Annotated in this window: 19 protein-coding genes; 6 read left to right on the top strand and 13 right to left on the bottom strand. The window is 56.5% G+C overall.

The window, feature by feature from the left end:
- Positions 1 to 108 precede the first annotated feature (108 nt).
- A complete protein-coding gene (locus tag ACOTZC_RS05280; protein WP_126303381.1) occupies positions 109 to 1,596 on the top strand; it encodes an MFS transporter in 1,488 nt (495 codons plus the stop codon).
- 77 nt (positions 1,597 to 1,673) lie between these two features.
- Entirely contained in the window at positions 1,674 to 3,557 is a 1,884-nt protein-coding gene (locus ACOTZC_RS05275) for a potassium transporter Kup (RefSeq protein WP_023311950.1), read from the top strand.
- A gap of 39 nt (positions 3,558 to 3,596) precedes the next feature.
- On the opposite strand, the gene ACOTZC_RS05270 is transcribed toward ACOTZC_RS05275, so the two are convergent.
- The 7 genes from ACOTZC_RS05270 to ACOTZC_RS05240 are packed head-to-tail and all read right to left on the bottom strand — an operon-like array spanning position 3,597 to position 10,048.
- Positions 3,597 to 4,823 (bottom strand): Zn-dependent hydrolase, encoded by a 1,227-nt coding sequence (locus ACOTZC_RS05270; RefSeq protein WP_047174467.1) that lies wholly within the window; start codon positions 4,821 to 4,823, stop codon positions 3,597 to 3,599.
- Positions 4,820 to 5,302: an L-2-amino-thiazoline-4-carboxylic acid hydrolase gene (locus ACOTZC_RS05265; protein WP_047174466.1), complete on the bottom strand. Its 483-nt coding sequence runs from the start codon at positions 5,300 to 5,302 to the stop codon at positions 4,820 to 4,822. Before ACOTZC_RS05265 ends, ACOTZC_RS05270 begins: the two co-directional genes overlap by 4 nt.
- An 18-nt stretch (positions 5,303 to 5,320) precedes the next feature.
- Positions 5,321 to 6,478 (bottom strand): branched-chain amino acid ABC transporter substrate-binding protein, encoded by a 1,158-nt coding sequence (locus ACOTZC_RS05260; RefSeq protein WP_163353857.1) that lies wholly within the window; start codon positions 6,476 to 6,478, stop codon positions 5,321 to 5,323.
- A gap of 28 nt (positions 6,479 to 6,506) precedes the next feature.
- Entirely contained in the window at positions 6,507 to 7,226 is a 720-nt protein-coding gene (locus tag ACOTZC_RS05255) for an ABC transporter ATP-binding protein (RefSeq protein ID WP_045399974.1), read from the bottom strand.
- Entirely contained in the window at positions 7,219 to 7,986 is a 768-nt protein-coding gene (locus ACOTZC_RS05250; RefSeq protein ID WP_047174464.1) for an ABC transporter ATP-binding protein, read from the bottom strand. Before ACOTZC_RS05250 ends, ACOTZC_RS05255 begins: the two co-directional genes overlap by 8 nt.
- Complete coding sequence (locus ACOTZC_RS05245; protein ID WP_322408057.1) at positions 7,983 to 9,089, bottom strand: branched-chain amino acid ABC transporter permease; 1,107 nt, start codon at positions 9,087 to 9,089, stop codon at positions 7,983 to 7,985. Before ACOTZC_RS05245 ends, ACOTZC_RS05250 begins: the two co-directional genes overlap by 4 nt.
- An 8-nt stretch (positions 9,090 to 9,097) precedes the next feature.
- On the bottom strand, positions 9,098 to 10,048 hold the full coding sequence (locus ACOTZC_RS05240; protein ID WP_047174462.1) for a branched-chain amino acid ABC transporter permease: 951 nt from the start codon (positions 10,046 to 10,048) through the stop codon (positions 9,098 to 9,100).
- A gap of 170 nt (positions 10,049 to 10,218) precedes the next feature.
- Between ACOTZC_RS05240 and ACOTZC_RS05235 the strand changes: the two genes are divergently transcribed.
- Positions 10,219 to 11,163: a LysR substrate-binding domain-containing protein gene (locus tag ACOTZC_RS05235; protein ID WP_322408056.1), complete on the top strand. Its 945-nt coding sequence runs from the start codon at positions 10,219 to 10,221 to the stop codon at positions 11,161 to 11,163.
- Between the two features lie 22 nt (positions 11,164 to 11,185).
- Here the strand turns inward: ACOTZC_RS05235 and ACOTZC_RS05230 are convergent, their stop codons facing one another.
- From ACOTZC_RS05230 to yddG, 3 genes are all read right to left on the bottom strand, one after another.
- Positions 11,186 to 11,593 carry a GFA family protein gene (locus ACOTZC_RS05230; protein WP_421635638.1) on the bottom strand — a complete coding sequence of 136 codons (408 nt, stop codon included), beginning with the start codon at positions 11,591 to 11,593 and terminating at the stop codon, positions 11,186 to 11,188.
- 77 nt (positions 11,594 to 11,670) lie between these two features.
- Positions 11,671 to 12,753 (bottom strand): porin OmpC, encoded by a 1,083-nt coding sequence (ompC, locus tag ACOTZC_RS05225; RefSeq protein ID WP_045619887.1) that lies wholly within the window; start codon positions 12,751 to 12,753, stop codon positions 11,671 to 11,673.
- A 620-nt stretch (positions 12,754 to 13,373) separates the two neighbouring features.
- The gene (yddG, locus tag ACOTZC_RS05220; RefSeq protein ID WP_063409218.1) at positions 13,374 to 14,252 is read right to left on the bottom strand and encodes an aromatic amino acid DMT transporter YddG; all 879 of its coding nucleotides are present in this window, start codon (positions 14,250 to 14,252) and stop codon (positions 13,374 to 13,376) included.
- A gap of 221 nt (positions 14,253 to 14,473) precedes the next feature.
- On the opposite strand from yddG, the gene fdnG reads away from it, so the two are divergent.
- Genes fdnG through fdnI form a run of 3 tightly spaced genes read left to right on the top strand, consistent with a single transcriptional unit; the run spans position 14,474 to position 19,066 of the window.
- The gene (gene fdnG / locus ACOTZC_RS05215) at positions 14,474 to 17,521 is read left to right on the top strand and encodes a formate dehydrogenase-N subunit alpha (RefSeq protein WP_421635637.1); all 3,048 of its coding nucleotides are present in this window, start codon (positions 14,474 to 14,476) and stop codon (positions 17,519 to 17,521) included.
- A gap of 11 nt (positions 17,522 to 17,532) precedes the next feature.
- Positions 17,533 to 18,417, top strand: coding sequence for a formate dehydrogenase subunit beta (gene fdxH, locus ACOTZC_RS05210; protein ID WP_322408053.1), 885 nt, complete (start codon positions 17,533 to 17,535; stop codon positions 18,415 to 18,417).
- Positions 18,410 to 19,066, top strand: a complete 657-nt coding sequence (fdnI, locus tag ACOTZC_RS05205; protein ID WP_032640727.1) for a formate dehydrogenase-N subunit gamma — start codon at positions 18,410 to 18,412, stop codon at positions 19,064 to 19,066. Before fdxH ends, fdnI begins: the two co-directional genes overlap by 8 nt.
- Before the next feature lie 51 nt (positions 19,067 to 19,117).
- Here fdnI and ACOTZC_RS05200 read toward each other — a convergent pair whose 3' ends face one another.
- From ACOTZC_RS05200 to ppk2, 3 genes are all read right to left on the bottom strand, one after another.
- Entirely contained in the window at positions 19,118 to 19,441 is a 324-nt protein-coding gene (locus ACOTZC_RS05200) for a CcdB family protein (RefSeq protein WP_045619889.1), read from the bottom strand.
- On the bottom strand, positions 19,441 to 19,629 hold the full coding sequence (locus ACOTZC_RS05195; RefSeq protein ID WP_045354074.1) for a type II toxin-antitoxin system CcdA family antitoxin: 189 nt from the start codon (positions 19,627 to 19,629) through the stop codon (positions 19,441 to 19,443). Before ACOTZC_RS05195 ends, ACOTZC_RS05200 begins: the two co-directional genes overlap by 1 nt.
- Positions 19,630 to 19,731: 102 nt before the next feature.
- The gene (gene ppk2, locus ACOTZC_RS05190; RefSeq protein WP_045399953.1) at positions 19,732 to 20,574 is read right to left on the bottom strand and encodes a polyphosphate kinase 2; all 843 of its coding nucleotides are present in this window, start codon (positions 20,572 to 20,574) and stop codon (positions 19,732 to 19,734) included.
- Between the last annotated feature and the right edge of the window lie 25 nt (positions 20,575 to 20,599).

Genomic DNA, 20,599 nt, shown 5'->3' with positions numbered 1-20,599 from the left:
ACTCTCAATGGGAATGAAACGAGTGTAACAAAAAGCTGGACATGCGTTCAACTTTACGTAGGATCGCATCCTGGACATGTGTCCATGTTTTAAAAGAAAAGGAAATTTATGTTTCGTCAGTGGTTAGCGTTAGTGATTATCGTGCTGGTGTATATCCCGGTGGCGATCGACGCGACGGTGCTGCACGTGGCGGCGCCGACATTGAGCATGACGCTGGGCGCCAGCGGCAATGAATTGCTGTGGATCATCGATATTTACTCGCTGGTGATGGCGGGAATGGTGCTGCCGATGGGCGCCCTGGGTGACCGCATTGGTTTTAAACGACTGCTCATGATTGGCAGCACGCTGTTTGGCCTGTCGTCGCTGGCGGCAGCATTTGCCCCGTCAGCAGGGTGGCTGATTGCGGCGCGCGCCTCGCTGGCAATCGGCGCGGCGATGATTATTCCGGCCACGCTTGCCGGGATCCGCACGCTGTTTATCGACGCGCGGGATCGTAACATTGCGCTCGGCGTCTGGGCTGCGGTGGGCTCCGGTGGCGCGGCGTTTGGCCCGCTGATTGGCGGTATGCTGCTCGAGCATTTTTACTGGGGATCAGTCTTTTTAATCAACGTGCCGATCGTGCTGGTGGTGGTTTCGCTGGCCGCGCGTTTGGTGCCTCCTCAGCAGGGGCGTCCGGAGCAGCCGCTGAATATCAGCCATGCCATTATGCTGATTGTGGCGATTTTGCTGCTGGTCTACAGTGCGAAAACCGCGCTAAAAGGCGTCCTGTCGCCGTGGGTGGTCGCGTCCGCGCTGGTGACCGGCTCGGTGCTGCTGTTTATCTTCGTGCGTATTCAGCTCCGCGCCCGCGTGCCGATGATCGACATGCGTCTGTTCTGCCATCGTATCATTTTGAGCGGCGTGGTGATGGCGATGACCGCCATGATTGCCCTGGTCGGGTTTGAGCTGCTGATGGCCCAGGAGCTGCAGTTTGTTCATGGCTTTACGCCGTTTGAAGCGGGAATGTTCATGCTGCCGCTGATGGTGGCGAGCGGGTTTAGCGGACCGATCGCGGGTGTGCTGGTGGGTCGTCTCGGTCTGCGCATTGTGGCGGCTGGCGGAATGGGGCTCAGCGCCGTCAGCTTTATCGGCCTGTCGATGCTCGACTTCAGCACGCAGCAGCTGCTGGCTTCTGCCCTGATGGTTCTGCTCGGCTTCAGCGCCGCCAGCGCGCTGCTGGCCTCGACCTCGGCGATTATGGCCGCTGCGCCGAAAGAGAAAGCCGCCGCGGCAGGGGCGATTGAAACCATGTCCTATGAGCTGGGCGCCGGGCTGGGGATCGCCATCTTTGGTCTGCTGTTGACCCGCAGCTTCTCGGCGTCGATTGACCTGCCGCAGGGGCTGAACGCCTCGCTCGCAGATAAAGCCTCGTCATCCATTGGTGAGGCGATGAAGGTGGCGCAGGATCTGACCCCGACGCTGGCGGAGTCGGTGATTGAGGCGGCGAAAAGCGCGTTTATCACTTCGCACAGCGTGGCGCTGGGCAGCGCGGGCGGAATGCTGCTGCTGTTGGCAGTGGGGATCTGGTTTAGCCTGGCGAAGGCCAGGCCGCAGTAATACAGGGCGCGCGGTTGGCGCGGGTGGGGCAGATGGGCTATGTTTTTTAAAGGATTATCTGACTCTTGCTGGAAAATATGAGCCCTCGCCACAGCAGTGAACCGTCCCAACCGCTCTCCCGGTTAACCCTGCTTGCAGGAGGCGCGCTGGGCGTCGTTTTTGGTGATATCGGCACCAGCCCGCTCTATACCTTCCGCACGGTGCTGTCGCTCTCTGAGCATGACCCTACGCCCGGCGTCATCCTGGGCCTGCTCTCCCTGATTACCTGGACACTCATCCTGGTAACGTCCATAAAATATGCCGCCTTTGCCATGCGAATTGATAATCATGGCGAGGGGGGCATCATGGCCTTAATGTCGCTTCTGGTGGAGAAAGGCAAAGGCGGGCGCTGGGTGATTTTTTCCGCCCTTATCGGTGCCGCTTTAATTTACGGTGACGGCGCGATAACCCCGGCTATCTCCGTGCTTTCTGCCCTTGAAGGGCTGGAGATGGTCATTCCTGAATCTCAGCCGTACATATTGCCCCTGACGGTGGCGGTCCTGCTGGCGCTGTTTCTTCTTCAGCCTTTTGGTACTGCTCGCATAGGGAAAATATTTGGCCCGGTTATGGCGGTTTGGTTTTTGGCGATTGCTGCGCTGGGCGTGCGGGGGATCGTTCAACACCCGTCGGTATTGCTGGCCCTCAACCCTGCGTACGGCATCGCGTTTTTGTTTTCGAACGGGTACACCAGTTTTCTGGTCCTGGGCGGCGTTTTTCTCTGCGTGACGGGTGCCGAGGCCCTGTATGCAGACATGGGGCATTTTGGCAAAAAGCCCATCTGGCTTGCCTGGTACGGCATCGTCTTTCCTTCGCTGCTGCTCAACTATGCCGGCCAGTCAGCGCTGATTCTGGCCGGTGCCGACAGCAAGCAAAACCTTTTCTACACGCTCTGTCCGCCTGTGCTCCAGGTTCCGCTCATCATTCTTGCCGCGCTGGCGACGATAATCGCCAGTCAGGCGATTATCACCGGCGCTTTTTCCATGACGCGCCAGGCCATACAGCTTGGCTGGTTACCCCGATTACGCATCAAGCAGACGGCGGCGGAAAGCTACGGTCAGATTTATATCGGGATAATCAACTGGCTGCTGATGGGGGTAACCATCGGGCTGGTGGTGTTCTTTAAATCCTCCGATAAGCTCGCCGCCGCGTACGGCATTGCCGTGTCGTTAACCATGCTGATGACCACGGGGCTGCTGTTTGTGGCAATGCGCGAAGTGTGGCGCTGGAGCCTGGCCAGCAGCGCGGTGATTGCCCTCTGCTTCCTGGTGATTGATGCCACCTTCTTATTTGCCAATCTGATTAAGGTCCTGGAGGGCGGCTATATTCCGCTGCTGATGGCCGCAGCGATTTGTACGGTGATGCTGATCTGGCATCGCGGCGTCAAGGCGGTATCCGCATCGGTGGGCGAGAAGGGCGTCAGCGTGGATGCGTTCTTTGCCCAGCTTCAGCAAAAGACGGTGCCAAGAGTGGCTGGCTCCGCCGTCTTTTTGACCCGGACACAGAACAATATTCCGCCGGTCATGCGCTGGCACGTCGCGCGAAACCGGGCGCTACAGCAGGATGTGTTGTCGCTTACCATTGATATTCTGAATGTGCCATACGTGGGGGAAGAACAACGCATCAGGGTAGAGCAGCGGGCGCCGGGCTACTGGCACGGCGTGGCGCAGTATGGCTTTATGGAACACCCGGATATCCCGCGTTTGCTGCAGGGTGTCAGCGAGATTAACGCGCTTTTTGCCACGGACGACGCCACCTGGTATGTCGGGCATGAAACCATTGTCGCAGGCGAGGGTGAGGCAGGCATGGCGGCCTGGCAACGACACATCTTTGCGTTCATGAAGCGCAACTGTACGCACGTCATCAACCACTATCACCTTCCCAGCGATCGGGTTGTCGAAATCAGCCGACGCGTTGCCGTGTAGATTCTGGCGAAAGCAGAGCTCGTCTGCTTTCGCACCGTTCTATCTCTCAAGGGCCGCGGACAGAACGCTATGCAATAACACGTTCGCCCCTTTCTCCGACCACTCCGGCAGGATCCTCTCCGCTTCGTTATGGCTGATGCCTTTCACGCAGGGGATAAAGATCATGCTGGCAGGCGCCATTTTGCTGACATAGCAGGCGTCGTGTCCCGCACCGGAGACCATCGGTTTCGACGAATAGCCCAGTTCCGCCACGGCCTTCTCCGAACGCGCCAGGCATTCGGCATCAAACGCGATGGGCGCGTAGTCAAAAATGCGCTCAACGGCAGCAGCGACGCCGCGCAGGCTGAGGCTTTCAGCCACCTTATGCAGTGCCGCTTCCATGGATTCAAGCGCCTGCTGCATAGGGTGGCGAAACTCAACGCTGCATTCCACGCGAGACGGCACAACGTTGCGCGAGTTTGGCGTAACCTTCGCCATACCGATCGTCGCGCGTCCGTCCGGCGCATGCCGATAGCCAATCTCTTCCACCTTCAGCGCCAGCTCTGCGAAGGCGGTCAGCGCGTCGCGGCGGCTGTGCATCGGCGTCGTGCCCGCGTGGGCGGCGAATCCGTCCAGCGTCAGGGTAAACCAGCGCTGGCCCATTGCCGCGCGGACTAACCCGATATCAATGGCTTCATCTTCCAGGATCGGACCCTGTTCGATGTGCAGTTCGTAGCAGGCGTGAACGGGAAACGAACGGGCAGGGGTTTCACCCCGGTAGCCAATGCTCTCCAGCGCTTCGCCCACGGTAGTGCCTTCGTTATCCGCGCGGGCATGCGCGTATGCTTCGCTAAACTGTCCCGTCCAGACCCCTGAAGAGAGCATGGCCGGCGCAAAGCGCGCGCCTTCTTCGTTAGTCCAGTTCACCAGCACAACGTCACGTTCAGTCTCAACGTTATGGTCGTTAAGGGTTCGCAGCAGCTCCAGCCCGGCCAGCACGCCGTAAACCCCGTCGTAGTTACCGCCCAGCGGCTGGGTATCCACATGTGAACCCGTCATGACCGGGGCAAGCTGCGTGTTTTTCCCCGCGCGACGGATAAACATATTGCCCATGCTGTCGACGTCGCAGGTGAAACCCGCGTCCAGCGCCCAGTCGCGCAGCAGGTTACGCGCAATACGATCTTCCTCGCTCAGCGCCAGACGGGTCACGCCGCCGGCGGGCGTGCAGCCGATCTGCGCCATCATCTCAAGCGTTGACCACAGCCGTTCGGCGTTAACGCGGATCATGGCTTGTCCTTACTGCTGCGGTAGCGGAAATCACAGCACGAACCGCCCTGCATGATGGTAGTCGTGCGGGTCAGCTTCACGTCCGGCGCATAGCCAACGATGAATTTTTCATCGCGCGCGCAGGAGAGCAGATGACCAATCTCTCCCAGCCCCATCTCGTGATACATCTCCGCGTAGCGGCAGCGGGTCACGTTGTAGTTGTACTGCTGGTCGTCGGCGTCGATCACCTTCACGTCAAGCGCGTTATCTTTTTCCCACAGATACTGCAGGGCGATGAAGCTCTTTACGTCCGTGCCGTTGGGTTCTTTGCTGGCAAACGCTTTGCCAGCGTCAATCGCGGCCTGCTCAATGGCCTCGCCAATGACCGCCTGGGCGCGGGGTTTCCCTATCTCGCGCACCAGGATTTCATAAATTGGCTTTATAATTTCTGCTTCAATTTTGCGGCGGGCGAGAATGCCCAGCTCGTTATTATCACTCATCACATTGCCCTCGCTGCGTTACTTCGCTTTTGCGCCACCCAGCACGGTTTGCGGCTGCCATTTGCCGTCGACAACTTTGTAAACGGTGAAGGACGGCGATTTCAGGTTACCTTCTTTATCAAACGCGATCTGTCCGGTGACGCCGGAGTAGCCGATGGCGCGCAGGGCGGGCAGATAGTCGGACGGCTCAACGGAGTCTGCTTTTTCCATCGCCGCAACCAGCACGCGGGTGGCGTCATAGGCGAACGGGGCGTGCAGTTCGATATGGGTGTGGTAGCGCGACTGATAAGCCTGTTCGAATGCCTTTCCACCCGGCATCTGGTCAACGGGCAGACCCGGCTCCAGCGCGACCACGCCTTCGCCTTCTTTCTGCGCCAGCTGCAGGAACGTCTGGCTGACAAATCCGCCTGCGCCCATCAGCGTAGCGTTCATGCCCAGCTGTTTGATACGACGAGCCAGTGGCGCTGCCTGGCTGTCGACGCCGCCGAAGAAGATCAGATCGGCGTTTTTACTGCGGATGGCGGTCAGCACGGCGCTGAAGTCCACCGTTTTGTCATCAACGTACTGACGATCGACAACCTTCACGCCCTGCGCTTCAAGCGATTTAATAAACTGGTCCGCCAGTCCCTGACCAAAGGCGGTACGGTCGTCGATCACCGCAATGCGTTTGGCTTTCAGCGTATTAACCGCGTACTGACCGGCTAGCTGACCGCCGTCGTCGTCGTGGCCCATCACGCGGAAGCTGGTATCAAAACCCTGTTTGGTATAGGCGTGACCGGTCGCGACCGGTGCCACCTGCGCGATGCCCGCATCGTGATAGATACGTGCGGCAGGAATGCTGGTACCGGTGTTCCAGTGGCCGACAACACCCGCCACGCCGCTATCCACCAGACGCTGCGCCACGGCCACGGCGGTGCGCGGGTCGGACTGATCGTCTTCGGACTGCAGTTTGAAGGTCACCGCTTTGCCGCCGATGGTCGGGTGCTGCTTGTTAATGTCGTCAATGGCCAGCTGCGCGCCGTTCTCCAGATCCTTACCGATACGGGCAGACGGGCCGGTGAGCGGGCCTGCCAGACCGATAACCACGGTTTCACCGTCGACTGCCCAAGCGGCCGTCGAGGCAAAACTGCCGAGGAGGATAGCGGCGCTGAGCGCACTGATTTTTACTGTTTTCATTGTTTTTCCCTGATGTTGGCTGGTGTTGTTAAACGGGCATTTCGCCCAAATAAATCTGTGCAATCTGGTCATCATTGAGCAGCGCTTTCGATTCGCCGTGATGGACGATGCTGCCGCTGTCCATCACCCACGCGCTGTCGGTGACTTCCAGCGCGAGACGGGCGTTTTGTTCGATAAGCAGCAGGGCAACGCCGCGTTCGCGCAGCCCGGCGATAACGGCAAAAATGTTCTCGACCATCTTCGGGGCAAGGCCCATCGAAGGTTCGTCGAGGATCAGCAGCCGCGGGCGGCTGAGCAGGGCGCGGTTAAGGGCCAGCAGCTGTTGCTCGCCACCGGACAGCAGCCCGGCAAGCTGATGCTGGCGCTCGCCCAGGCGCGGGAAGCGCTCGAAGATCTCGTTCATCTCGCGCCTGACGGTGACAGTGTCACGCCTGAGCCAGGCGCCCATCTGCAGGTTTTCCAGCACCGTCATTCGGGAGAAGATCCCCCGGCCTTCCGGGACCATCACCAGTCCGTCACGGAGCAGGGTTTCGGGCTTGTGCTTACGCACCGCTTTACCGTTGAATTCAATACGACCGCTAAAGTTTTCCAGCCCGGTAATGGCGCGTACGGTGGAGCTTTTCCCCGCGCCGTTCGCGCCGATCAGCGTAGCCTGTTCGCCCTCGCGCAGGGTAAAAGAGACATCGCGTACGGCCTGAATACCGCCGTAATGCACGTCCACACGTTCCACCTTCAGTAATTCAGACATGGGCGTTGCCTCCAAGCCAGGCGGCGATCACTGCCGGGTCGCGACGCACGCTCTCCGGCGTGCCGCTGGCGAGTGTTTTGCCGTAATCAAGTACCGTCAGGCGATCGCAGATGCCCATCACCAGCTTGACGTCATGTTCAATCATCAGCAGGGTTATGCCGTCATCGCGCAGGCGGATAAGCAGCTCGCCGAGCGCCACTTTTTCCGCCGCGTTCATCCCCGCGGCGGGTTCGTCCAGCGCCAGCAGCAGCGGATCCGTTGCCAGCGCGCGGGCAATCTCCAGACGGCGCTGATGGCCATAGGCCAGATCGCAGGCGCGGTAGTGGGCGAACTTCGCAATGCCGGCGTACTCAAGCCAGTGCCAGGCCAGCTCCCGGGTCTGTTTCTCTTCTTCGCGAGCGCGTTTGTGGCGGCTCAGCGCGGCCCACAGGCCGTTACGGGTGCGCACGTGGCGACCCACCATCACGTTTTCCAGCACCGACATGTCGTTAAAGAGGCGCACGTTCTGAAACGTGCGGGCAATCCCGGCGGCGGTGACTTTCTCAATGTGCTTTGGGAAATAGGGCTTGTCGGCAATCGAAAATTCACCGCTGTCCGCCGGATAAAGCCCGGTGATCAGGTTAAAACAGGTGGTTTTTCCCGCCCCGTTAGGACCAATCAGGCCGTAGATCTCACCCTTGTTCACGGCGATCGAAACGTCATCCACCGCGGTAAGACCGCCGAAGCGTTTGGACATATTGCGTACGGTTAACAGGCTCATGTATTCACCTCCTTGTGGCGTACCGGCCAGATCCCGGCAGGACGCACCAGCATGACCAGCACCAGCGCCAGGCCGTAGAACAGCTGACGCAGCACTTCCGGGTCAATCAGTATCGTACCGAACAGCGCCTGCTGAACCGGAGCTGCCTGACTGCGCAGCAGTTCCGGCAGGGAGGTAAGCAGTACCGCGCCGAGGATCACGCCCGGAATGTGTCCCATCCCGCCCAGCACCACCATCGCCAACACGGCAATGGATTCCTGTAACGTGAAGGATTCCGGGGAGACAAAGCCCTGAAACGCGCCGAACAGGGCACCCGCCACGCCGCCAAAAGAGGCACCCATCGCAAATGCCAGCAGCTTATAGTTACGCACGTTGATGCCCATCGCGCGGGCCACATCCTCATCTTCACGGATGGCGTGCCAGGCGCGGCCAATACGAGAATGCTGCAGGCGCAGGCAGACAAAAATAATCGCCACAATCACCAGCATCAGCAGGTAGTACCACAGCCACAGGGCGGGCACTTTGAAACCAAACCAGTGGTATACGCCGCTGAACTTCATGCCGAACAGATTCAGCGTATCCACCCCGGTAATGCCCTTTGCACCGTTGGTGATGTTCACCGGACGGTCGAGGTTGCGCATCAGGATGCGGATGATTTCGCCAAAGCCGAGGGTCACTATCGCCAGGTAGTCCCCGCGCAGCTTCAGCGTGGGAGCGCCCAGTAAAATGCCGCAGACCGCAGCGACGAGCGCCGCCAGCGGAATAATCAGCAGATATGAGGTGTGCAGCCCGTCCGGGAACCAGACGTTGAGGATCGGCAAAACCTCCAGCAGGTGTGGCGAGGCCATCAGCGCGGCGAGATAGGCGCCGACCGCGTAAAAGGCGATAAACCCCATATCCAGCAGGCCGGTATAGCCCACCACAATGTTAAGCCCCAGCGCCAGCATGATGTAGAGCAGGGCAAAGTCGATAACGCGTACCCAGTAGTTGCCGCCAAGCTGCGTGGCTACCACGGGGGCAACCAGCAGCGCGAGGCAGAACAGAACCATGCCTGACCAGAATTTGCCCGTCGCCGCCGGGGTTTGTAGTTGAAGCGTTGTCATTGTTTCCCTCACGCCCTGTGCGCTACGCGCTCGCCCAGCAGGCCTGCCGGACGGAAGACCAGCACCAGGATCAGCACCATAAAGGCAAAGACGTCCTGATAGTTGCTGCCGAAGACGCCGTGGGTCAGTTCACCCAGGTAACCTGCGCCCAGCGCTTCGATGATGCCGAGCAGGATCCCGCCAATCATTGCGCCACGAATGTTACCAATGCCTCCCAGCACGGCGGCGGTAAAGGCTTTGATCCCGGGCAAAAAGCCCATTGAGAAGCTGGCGTTGCCGTAGTTGCTGGCCATCATGACGCCTGCCAGCGCGGCAAATACGCCGCCAATGGCGAACGTCAGGGTAATAATGGCATTGGGATTAACCCCCATCAGCGTGGCCACGCGCGGGTTTTCCGCCACGGCGCGCATGCCGCGGCCCAGGCGGGTGTATTCCACCAGCAGCCATAGCCCCGTCATCACCGCAAGCGCCAGTGCCACGGTAACAATGCCGGTGACGGTCACAATGGCGGGGGGATGCTGTTCACTTCCTGACGTCACGGCGATCGGTTCCATAGGCAGGATCTGCGGGAACATCAGCGGATTGCGCGTCCAGATAATCATCGCCACGGTTTGCAGCAGGACCGAGACGCCGATACCCGAAATAAGCGGTGCCAGGCGCGGGGCGTTGCGCAGTCGACGGTAGGCAAAGCGCTCCACGGCCATTGCCAGCAGGGCACAAACGGCCATGGCAATCATCAGGGCAACGCCAAGCTGCAACAGCAGTGGCATATGAGGAAAAGTGGTATTCAGGGCGTTAATGGCGGAAAGGGTGGTGAGCGCACCGACCATCAGAATATCGCCGTGAGCAAAGTTAATAATGCGCAAGATGCCATACACCATGGTATAGCCCAGCGCGATCAGCGCGTAAATGCTGCCCAGCATCACACCGTTGATCAGTTGTTGTATCAGTGTATCCAACGTCTGTTCCCGCAAAGTCTTTTTTCTGCGGCTACCATCCGATAAATGAATTAAATTGTAAAATACACATATATTATTTCTTATGATAAACCGATATTGCTTTATCTTTATGATTTATATAAAGATAATGTAATCTCGTATTAAGGTGAAAAGCCTAAAGAAATCAACATATGAATAAAACAGAACAATCGGTGGGTTTGCCTGCGTATGCAGACAGCCGTCTGGCAAACGACCCGCCGCTTCGCGCCGTCCGGGCCTTTGAGGCCATCGCCCGGCTGGGCAGCGTCACGCTGGCCGCGCAGGAACTGGATATCTCACCGTCGGCGGTCAGTCATCAGCTCAAGGTCCTCGAAGGGTATCTGCAAATGCCGCTGACGGAACGTCAGGGGCGCAGGCTGGTGCTGAGCCAGCACGGACGTGAATATTACCGCTCGATCCGTGCGGCGTTTAACGTGCTGCGCCAGGCAACGGAGCATCTTGCAGAGCAGACGCAAACGCGTCAGGTCACCATCAGCCTGATCCCGCTTTTTGGCATGGGGTGGTTTATCCCGCGTCTGCCTGATTTCATGCGCGCTAATCCGCAGACCGAGATCAACGTTGTGTATGCCAACCATCGTAACTATCTGAGCGATGCGTCGGATATGTCGATTCGTTTTGGTAACGGCCAGTGGGCGGGCTATCAGAGCGAAAAGCTGATTTCCGGACAGATGGTTCCGGTATGTAGCCGTGCGTTTTTGCGCATTCATGGCCATATCGATACGCCTGAGCAACTGCTGCAAATGCCGCTGCTGCATGATGAGGAGCGCACCAGCTGGCCGCAGTGGTTTCAGTTGCAGGGGGTAAAACGATCTCTGCGGCGCAGCGGCCCCCTGTTTGAAGACGGGCTGTTAACGCTGGCGGGCGTACAGGCCGGGCTGGGCTGCGCGCTGATGCGCGAGCCGCTGATCGCGCCTTATCTTGAGAGCGGCGAGCTGGTGAAGATATTTGACTTACCCATTGACGACGGGCGCGACTATTATCTCTGCACGCGTGCCGATTCAGAGATGACCGAGGACGGTAAGCTGCTGCAAAACTGGCTTCGTCGGGCTGCAGGCGTCGAACCGCTTACGGCGTAAGCAGGCAGTGTTTATCAAGCGCTTAAATTTCCGAACCGCTGTAGCGCGCGTATTGCCCGGTCAGACCAAAGAACGCGGGCTGGGTTTCGGTGTAGATTTCCGCGGCTAGCACCAGCCGGCGTCGCTCATCTTCACCCATCTCAAGCAGCGTCCAGGGAATGAAATAGCGCGACGTTGAGGTCAGTTTGAACCACAGCGGGCAGCCGCAGCCGGGGCAGAACCAGCGTTCGCCGCGCGCCGATGACGCGAAATGAGAAGGGGCGATAGAGTCTTGCTCAAGAAGTGGTTCGCCCTGCGGCTCAAGATACATGGCAATGCCGCCCGACCACTTCTGGCATTGGGTGCAGTGACATGCGTATACGTCAAAATTATTGAGGCTCACGCTGAACTGACTCATTCCGCACAAGCAGCGTCCTTTGAATATGTGCATGGCGTACTCCTTGTTGACGCCAGAAATCCGTATAAAAAAAGCCAGCCGCATGGGCTGGCCTTTTATCGTGACAAATCTTAGAACTGGTAGGTCAGGCCTACAGCTACGATGTTGTCGGTAGCAACGCCAGTTGCTTTGGTGAAGCTGTTGTCGTCAACCAGGTTGATTTTGTAATCAACATAGGTAGACATGTTTTTGTTGAAGTAGTAGCTCGCGCCAACGTCAACGTATTCCACCAGATCCTGGTCGCCGTATGAACCGATGTCTTTACCTTTGGATTTCAGGTAAGCGATGGATGGACGCAGGCCGAAGTCGAACTGGTACTGAGCAACAACTTCAAAGTTCTGAGCTTTGTTCGCGATATAACCGTTACCGAAGTTGGTCATGTTGCGGGTTTCAGAGTAGGTGGTTGCCAGATAGATGTTGTTCGCATCGTATTTCAGGCCAGCAGCCCATACTTCTGCGTTCTCACCGCCAGCGTTAACGGTGTTAGCGACGCGACCTGCAGCAACCTGACGGTCAGTACGGTCAGATTTCGCGTAGGTTGCACCGACACCGAAACCGTCCATTTCATAGGTAGAAGACAGACCCCAGCCGTCACCGTTCGCTTCGGTGATGTCGTTACGGTCGTTTTTACCCTGGTACTGAGCGGCAACGTTCAGACCGTCAACCAGACCGAAGAAGTCGGTGTTACGGTAGGTTGCAACGCCAGTCGTACGGCCAGTCATAAAGCCATCGGTCTGAGTCCAGGTATCACCACCGAACTCTGGCAGAACGTCAGTCCACGCGCCGATGTCGTAAGCAACACCGTAGTTACGACCGTAGTCGAATGAACCGAATTCGTTGAATTTCAGACCCGCGAAGGCCAGACGGGTTTTGTTGCCGTCAGAGCCCTGTGATTCAGAACGGTTGCCTTTGAACTCATATTCCCACTGGCCGTAACCGGAAAGCTGATCGTTGATCTGAGTTTCGCCTTTGAAGCCCAGACGAACGTAAGTTTTGTCGCCGTCGTTATCAGTATCATCAGAGAAATAGTGCAGACCTGTTACTTTACCGTACAGATCCAGCTTGTTACCGTCTTTGTTATAAATTTCAGCCGCGTTTACAACGCCTGCTGCCAACATGGAAGTCACTGCCACTGCAACTAATTTAAGTTTCATCTTAAATGTTCCTTATAATTTTCTTTGGTATTTCCTGAGCCACTTTGAACGATTTCTAAACGAGGCTGATCGTCAATGGCATGCTATTTTTAAAAATCTTGTAGTCCTATTTCAATAATAAGTTTCAAATTATTAGCAATAATTTCATTTAGTGTGATCGAGATCGGGTAAATGACGATGAAATTGCGTCAAATGATTAGCATTTAATCAATTAATTGCCGGGTTGATTGCTGTGGATATAGTTTCTTTATGGTTTTATAAAAAGTGGTAATTATCGGTATTTCCGTTCATTTTTGAGGGGCGAATGGTCTTTATAGCCGTAATACCTTGTTTTATAGCTTTAATGCACGGAATTTCCGTTCTGAAGGATGAAATAAACAGAAACATACTATTGCACTTTGTGCTATTAATCCTGTGAGTATTTGGACAGTATTAATCACCCGCCGGTGTCAATTTATGTCAATGCGGGAGGGCCGGAATTTACGAAAGGGGGTGGAATATAAACAGAATCTAAACACGTGCTCTACTGTTCATATGAATATTTTGGCGTGCGCTCACATATTAAATTTATGTTAATTATTTGCTGTCGGGATAAATATTCCTCGACAGCAAAACCGACATTATTGTCTTGTTGCGTACCAGCAGAGCAACGACCCGGCGCAGACCATCAGCGCGCCCTGCCAGAACGAGAATGAGAGGGGCGAACTCAGCACTGCGGCGGCAAGCGCGGCGGAGAGGACAGGGGTAAAATAGGATACGGCAGCGAGTACCGTGACGTTACCGTGAAGGATGCCAATATTCCATGCGGCGTAACCAAACCCAAGCGCAATACCGCACATGACGAGTTTCACTATCACCGGAAGCGTAAACACCATCTCGGGCTGATCGCTCAGGAAATATTTCACCCACAGGCTCAGCGCGGTCAGCAAAACAAACAGCGTGATGCCATTTTGTCCTTTCGCAAATTTGCTGGTGACCGTGCAGTAGGCGGCCCAGATAAATGCCCCGGCAAACGCCAGCGCGTAGCTCAGCGGGCTGGAAACGATATTGCGGGTTATTTCATCAAGATGTAAACCCTGTTCACCGCCCAATACCCAGCAGACGCCCAGCAATGAGACGGCTAAGCCGGGGATCACCAACAGGGTCGATTTCTGCCCGTTGAACAAGATGGCAAACACAATGGTCAGGCTTGGCCAAAGGTAATTGACCATGCCCACTTCAATCGCCTGCGATCGCGTTGCGGCATAGCCCAGCGACAGCGCCAGGCATATTTCGTAGCTGACAAATAAAACGCTGCCGGCAATAAGATAGCGGGGTGAAAACCGCCTGATATCAGGAAATCCTACCGTCACCAGACACAGTAATCCGCTGAGGGTGTAAATCATCGCCGCACCGCCTACCGGGCCCAGTCCCTCACTCACGCTGCGAATAAGGCCGACCATGGTACTCCATAACAGTATTGCCGCCAGCCCAATAAGCGTTGCTCTTTTTCTGTCCATTACTTCGCCATTGCAATAACAATCAAAGGAAAAATGTATCGCATTCAACCTGACGCTGTCGTCAATTATTCTCTTAAACCGTTAATCAAAAAGGAGTATTTAAAGGTTCCGGTGGTGACTATTAAGGGGGGGAAGACAGATGACCTTGATTTGACGCAAAAAAATCAGGGGCTTTGCTGTTAGTTTGCGGCGCGAAGTCTTTTCAGATAACGAGGACAACAATGGACGTCAGCCGCAGACAATTTTTTAAAATCTGCGCGGGCGGTATGGCCGGAACAACGGCAGCCATGCTGGGATTTGCTCCCAAAATGGCGCTGGCGCAGGCACGCAACTATAAGCTGCTGCGCGCAAAAGAGATCCGTAACACCTGCACATACTGCTCCGTAGGTTGTGGGCTTTTAATGTATAGCCTGGGCGATGGCGCGAAGAACGCCAGAGAAGCGATTTACCATATTGAAGGGGATCCGGATCATCCGGTAAGCCGCGGCGCACTTTGCCCGAAAGGGGCGGGGCTGCTGGACTATGTACACAGCGAAAACCGCCTGCGCTACCCGGAATACCGCGCACCGGGTTCTGATAAATGGCAGCGTATCTCCTGGGATGAGGCCTTCTCCCGTATTGCCAAATTAATGAAAGCCGACCGCGACGCCAACTTTATTGAAAAGAACGCCCAGGGCGTAACGGTTAACCGCTGGTTATCCACCGGCATGCTGTGCGCCTCGGCGGCGAGTAATGAAACAGGCATGCTGACGCAAAAATTTGTGCGCTCTCTCGGCATGCTGGCGGTAGACAACCAGGCGCGCGTCTGACACGGACCAACGGTAGCAAGTCTTGCTCCAACATTTGGTCGCGGTGCGATGACCAACCACTGGGTTGATATCAAAAACGCTAACGTCGTGGTGGTGATGGGCGGAAACGCCGCGGAGGCCCATCCGGTGGGGTTCCGCTGGGCGATGGAGGCGAAAAACAACAACGATGCGACGCTTATCGTCGTCGATCCGCGCTTTACGCGCACGGCATCGGTGGCCGATATCTATGCGCCAATCCGTTCCGGTACGGACATTACGTTCCTGTCCGGCGTGCTGCTGTACCTGATCGAAAATAATAAAATTAACGCGGAATACGTTAAGCACTACACCAACGCGAACCTGCTGGTGCGGGATGATTTTGCCTTTGATGACGGGCTGTTTAGCGGCTATGACGCCGAAAAACGCCAGTACGATAAAACGTCCTGGAACTATCAGTTCGATGATAACGGCTACGCGCTGCGTGATGAAACGCTGACGCACCCGCGCTGCGTGTGGAACCTGCTGAAGCAGCACGTTTCCCGCTATACGCCGGACGTGGTGGAAAACATCTGCGGCACGCCGAAAGCGGACTTCCTGAAGGTGTGCGAAGTGCTGGCCTCCACCAGCGCCGCCGACAGAACCACAACATTCCTCTACGCGCTGGGCTGGACGCAGCACACCGTCGGCGCGCAGAACATCCGCACCATGGCGATGATCCAGCTGCTGCTCGGCAACATGGGGATGGCGGGAGGCGGCGTGAACGCGCTGCGCGGTCACTCAAATATTCAGGGGCTCACCGACCTTGGCCTGCTGTCAACCAGCCTGCCGGGCTACCTGACGCTGCCGTCTGAAAAGCAGGCGGATCTGCAAACGTATCTTGAGGCCAATACGCCGAAAGCGACGCTGCCGGACCAGGTGAACTACTGGAGCAACTATCCGAAGTTCTACGTCAGCCTGATGAAATCCTTCTACGGCGACGCGGCGCAGAAGGAGAACGACTGGGGCTTTGAGTGGCTGCCGAAGTGGGACCAGGCCTACGACGTCATCAAGTATTTCAACATGATGGATAAGGGCAACGTCACGGGGTATATCTGCCAGGGCTTTAACCCGGTGGCCTCCTTCCCGGACAAGAACAAAGTCGTTCGCAGCCTGAGCAAGCTGAAGTACATGGTGGTTATCGATCCGCTGGTGACCGAAACGTCCACCTTCTGGCAGAACCACGGGGAATCGAACGATGTCGACCCGGCGTCGATTCAGACCGAAGTGTTCCGCCTGCCGTCCACCTGCTTTGCGGAAGAGGACGGTTCCATCGCAAACTCCGGCCGCTGGCTGCAGTGGCACTGGAAAGGTCAGGATGCGCCGGGCGAAGCGCGTAATGACGGTGAGATCCTCGCCGGGATTTACCACCGCCTGCGCGAGATGTACCGCACCGAAGGCGGCAAAGGCGCTGAGCCGCTGCTGAAAATGGGCTGGCACTACAAGCAGCCGGATCGTCCTGAGTCAGAGGAAGTCGCGAAGGAGAACAACGGCGTGGCGCTGGCGGATCTCTATGACGCCAGCGGCAACCTGGTGGCGAAGAAAGGCCAGCTGCTGAGCAGCTTCGCGCTGCTGCGCGACGACGGCACGACGGCGTCGTCCTGCTGGATCTATACCGGCAGCTGGACGGAGCAGGGTAACCAGATGGCCAACCGCGATAACGCCGACCCTTCCGGGCTGGGCAATACGCTGGGCTGGGCATGGGCGTGGCCGCTGAACCGTCGCGTGCTTTACAACCGCGCGTCTGCAGACGTAAACGGCAGGCCGTGGGATCCGAAACGCATGCTGATTCAGTGGAACGGGGCGAAGTGGACGGGGAACGATATCCCGGACTACAACACCGCCCAGCCGGGCAGCAACACCGGGCCGTTCATCATGCAGCCGGAAGGGCTGGGACGCCTGTTTGCCCTCAACAAGCTGGCGGAAGGGCCGTTCCCGGAACACTACGAGCCGATGGAAACGCCGCTCGGCACCAACCCGCTGCATCCAAACGTCATCTCCAGCCCGGTGGTGCGCATCTACGAAGAGGACGTGCTGCGGCTGGGTAAAAAGGACAAGTTCCCGTACGTGGGGACGACCTACCGCCTGACCGAGCATTTCCACACCTGGACCAAGCACGCGCGGCTTAACGCTATCGCGCAGCCGGAACAGTTTGTGGAGATCAGCGAGACGCTGGCGAAGGCGAAAGGCATCGCCAACGGCGACCGCGTGAAGGTGAGCAGCAAGCGCGGCTTTATTCGCGCGGTGGCGGTGGTGACGCGTCGTCTCCAAAGCCTGAACGTGCACGGCCAGCAGGTGGAAACCGTCGGGATCCCGCTGCACTGGGGCTTTGAGGGCGTGGCGCAGAAAGGCTACATCGCCAACACCCTGACGCCAAACGTCGGCGATTCCAACTCGCAAACGCCGGAGTACAAGGCGTTTCTGGTCAACATCGAGAAAGCGTAAGGAGCGATTAAATGGCGATGGAAACACAAGACGTTATCAAACGCTCCGCGACCAACCCGATTACCCCCGCGCCCCGCGCGCGTGACTACAAGGCAGAGGTCGCTAAGCTTATCGACGTCTCCTCCTGCGTAGGCTGTAAGGCCTGCCAGGTGGCCTGCTCGGAGTGGAACGATATCCGCGACGAGGTGGGGCACTGCGTGGGGGTCTACGACAATCCGGCGGATCTGAGCGCCAAATCCTGGACGGTGATGCGCTTTAGCGAAACCGAGCAGAACGGCAGGCTGGAATGGCTCATCCGTAAAGACGGTTGCATGCACTGTGAAGATCCGGGCTGCCTGAAGGCGTGCCCGTCTGCCGGCGCGATTATTCAGTACGCCAACGGTATCGTCGACTTCCAGCAGGACAACTGCATCGGCTGCGGGTACTGCATCGCGGGCTGCCCGTTTAATATCCCACGCCTCAATAAAGAGGATAACCGGGTATACAAATGCACCATGTGCGTTGACCGCGTCAGCGTCGGGCAGGAGCCTGCCTGTGTGAAAACCTGTCCGACCGGGGCTATCCACTTCGGCACCAAAAAAGAGATGCTTGACGTGGCGCAGGCGCGCGTGGACAAGCTGAAAGCGCGCGGCTACGAGAATGCGGGCATTTATAACCCGCAGGGCGTGGGCGGTACGCACGTGATGTATGTGCTGCACCATAACGACCAGCCGGAGCTGTACCACAACCTGCCGAAGGATCCGGCGATCGATACCTCCATCAACCTGTGGAAAGGTGCGCTTAAGCCGCTTTCGGCGGCGGGCTTTATCGCCACCTTTGCCGGGCTGATTTATCACTACATCGGGATCGGGCCGAACAAAGAGGTGGATGACGACGAGGAGGATCATCATGAGTAAATCGAAAATGATAGTGCGCACGAAGTTTGTCGACCGCGCCTGTCACTGGACGGTCGTGATCTGTTTCTTCCTGGTAGCGGTGTCGGGGATTTCGTTCTTCTTCCCGACGCTGCAGTGGCTGACCGAAACCTTCGGCACGCCGCAGATGGGGCGCATTCTGCATCCGTTCTTTGGCGTGCTGATTTTCGTGGTGCTGATGTTTATGTTCGTGCGCTTTGTCCACCATAACATCCCGGACAAGCAGGATATCCCGTGGGTGAAAGGGATCGTCGAAGTCCTGAAGGGCAACGAACATAAGGTCGCGAAGGTGGGGAAATACAACGCCGGACAGAAGATGATGTTCTGGACCATCATGAGCATGATTTTTGTGCTGCTGGTGACCGGCGTGATTATCTGGCGTCCGTATTTTGCGCACTATTTCCCGATTCAGGTGATTCGCTACGCGCTGCTGATCCACGCCACGTCGGCCATCATTCTTATCCACGCCATCCTGATCCATATGTATATGGCGTTCTGGGTAAAAGGATCGATTAAAGGGATGATTGAAGGGAAGGTGAGCCGCCGCTGGGCGCAGAAACACCACCCGCGCTGGTATCGTGATGTGGAACGGCTGGAAGCGAAACAGGAAAGTACGGAAGGAATGAAGTAAGACCTGCGCCGTCGGCTTTGCCCGGCGGCGCTGCGCTTGCGCTGGCCTACGTTATGTATTGGTCACTAACGCATCTATCGCCGCGATAACAGTACTTCTCGCGCTGCGAAGATTACATACATAATCTTTATTATTTAGTTTCTGTTTCTCCACGTGTGTTATGCCAGCGGTGTTAAGGAAATATCGCTCGAAATCAATATTCACTAAAGGCATCGCGGCATTGATATGTCCACGTAGATAGCTATGGTAGCTTAATGGAATAATCAGTCTTGTTGATAAATCATCATAATAGTCATGTTGAATTATCATAAAATAAGGCTGGTAGTCCCGTGTTCTTTCTGAAGGGTTACGGTAAACGTCAAACTGAAAGCACATTAAATCCCTCCAAAGAAAGGATCGTCTGATAATAATCCCGCTTTAGCCGTAAATTCATTCATGGCTTTTATGAATTCTTTATCTTGCTGATGCTCTCGTCTTCGCGCCTCTGGTGTACGGGCCTCGCGGGAGACTCCACTCGCCATGCTCTCCCTTTTGCCATAGTCTTTGTTACGGTTTGGCTTCATTTTCAGCTCCTTTGTTGGTGCGGTCATTATCAACCGCAGCCAACAAAAAACAATACCGTATCCCCTGGTAATCTACATTCTGCGAGGCGTATTCCAGTAATTTCAGAACCGCTCTTCCACATACCGGAACGGATATTTTGTGGGTTTGACTTTACCAATTTTACGTTTCGGTAAATCCACCTTTTCGACGTGAATTTCTTTATAAGGAATTTGGGTGAGCAGGTGCGAAATAATATTCAGACGCACGCGTTTTTTATCTTCTGAACGTGCCACAAACCACGGCGCCCATGCGGTATCTGTCGCTTCAAACATGGCGTCGCGCGCGAGGGTATACTCGTCCCACAGGTTAAAGGACTTAATATCCATCGGCGATAGCTTCCAGATTTTACGACCATCGTTAATACGGTCGCGCAGGCGGCGCTCCTGCTCTTTAGGCGTGACCTCCAGCCAGTACTTCAGCAGGATAATCCCGGCATCCACCATCGCTTTTTCCATCACCGGCGCACCATCAAGAAACTTCTCAACCTGCTCGGGGGTGCAGAATCCCATGACCCGCTCGACGCCCGCGCGGTTGTACCAGCTGCGGTCGAATATGACGATCTCTCCGGCGGCAGGCAGATGGGGAACATAACGTTGAAAATAGAGCTGGGTTTTCTCTTTCTCGGTGGGTGCAGGGAGGGCTACAACGCGAAACACGCGAGGGCTGACGCGCTCGGTTATCGCTTTAATGGTGCCTCCTTTACCGGCACCGTCGCGTCCTTCAAAAACAATACACACTTTTAGCCCTTTTGCGACGACCCACTGCTGGAGCTTAACCAGTTCAACGTGGAGGCGACGTAGCTCTTTTTCATACTCTTTGGTCTTCAGCACGGGTTTAACCAGGCTATCTACGCTCGCTTTGGTCACGGTCGCTGCTTTGGTTTTATTCTGCTTTGCGTTTCCCATGATAATTCTCATCTCCGGATCGGGT

Origin of the sequence: Enterobacter cloacae complex sp. SHL009 (assembly GCF_049237205.1) — a bacterium.
GTDB lineage: Bacteria > Pseudomonadota > Gammaproteobacteria > Enterobacterales > Enterobacteriaceae > Enterobacter > Enterobacter cloacae_M.
This window is presented reverse-complemented; position numbering and strand designations above follow the sequence as displayed.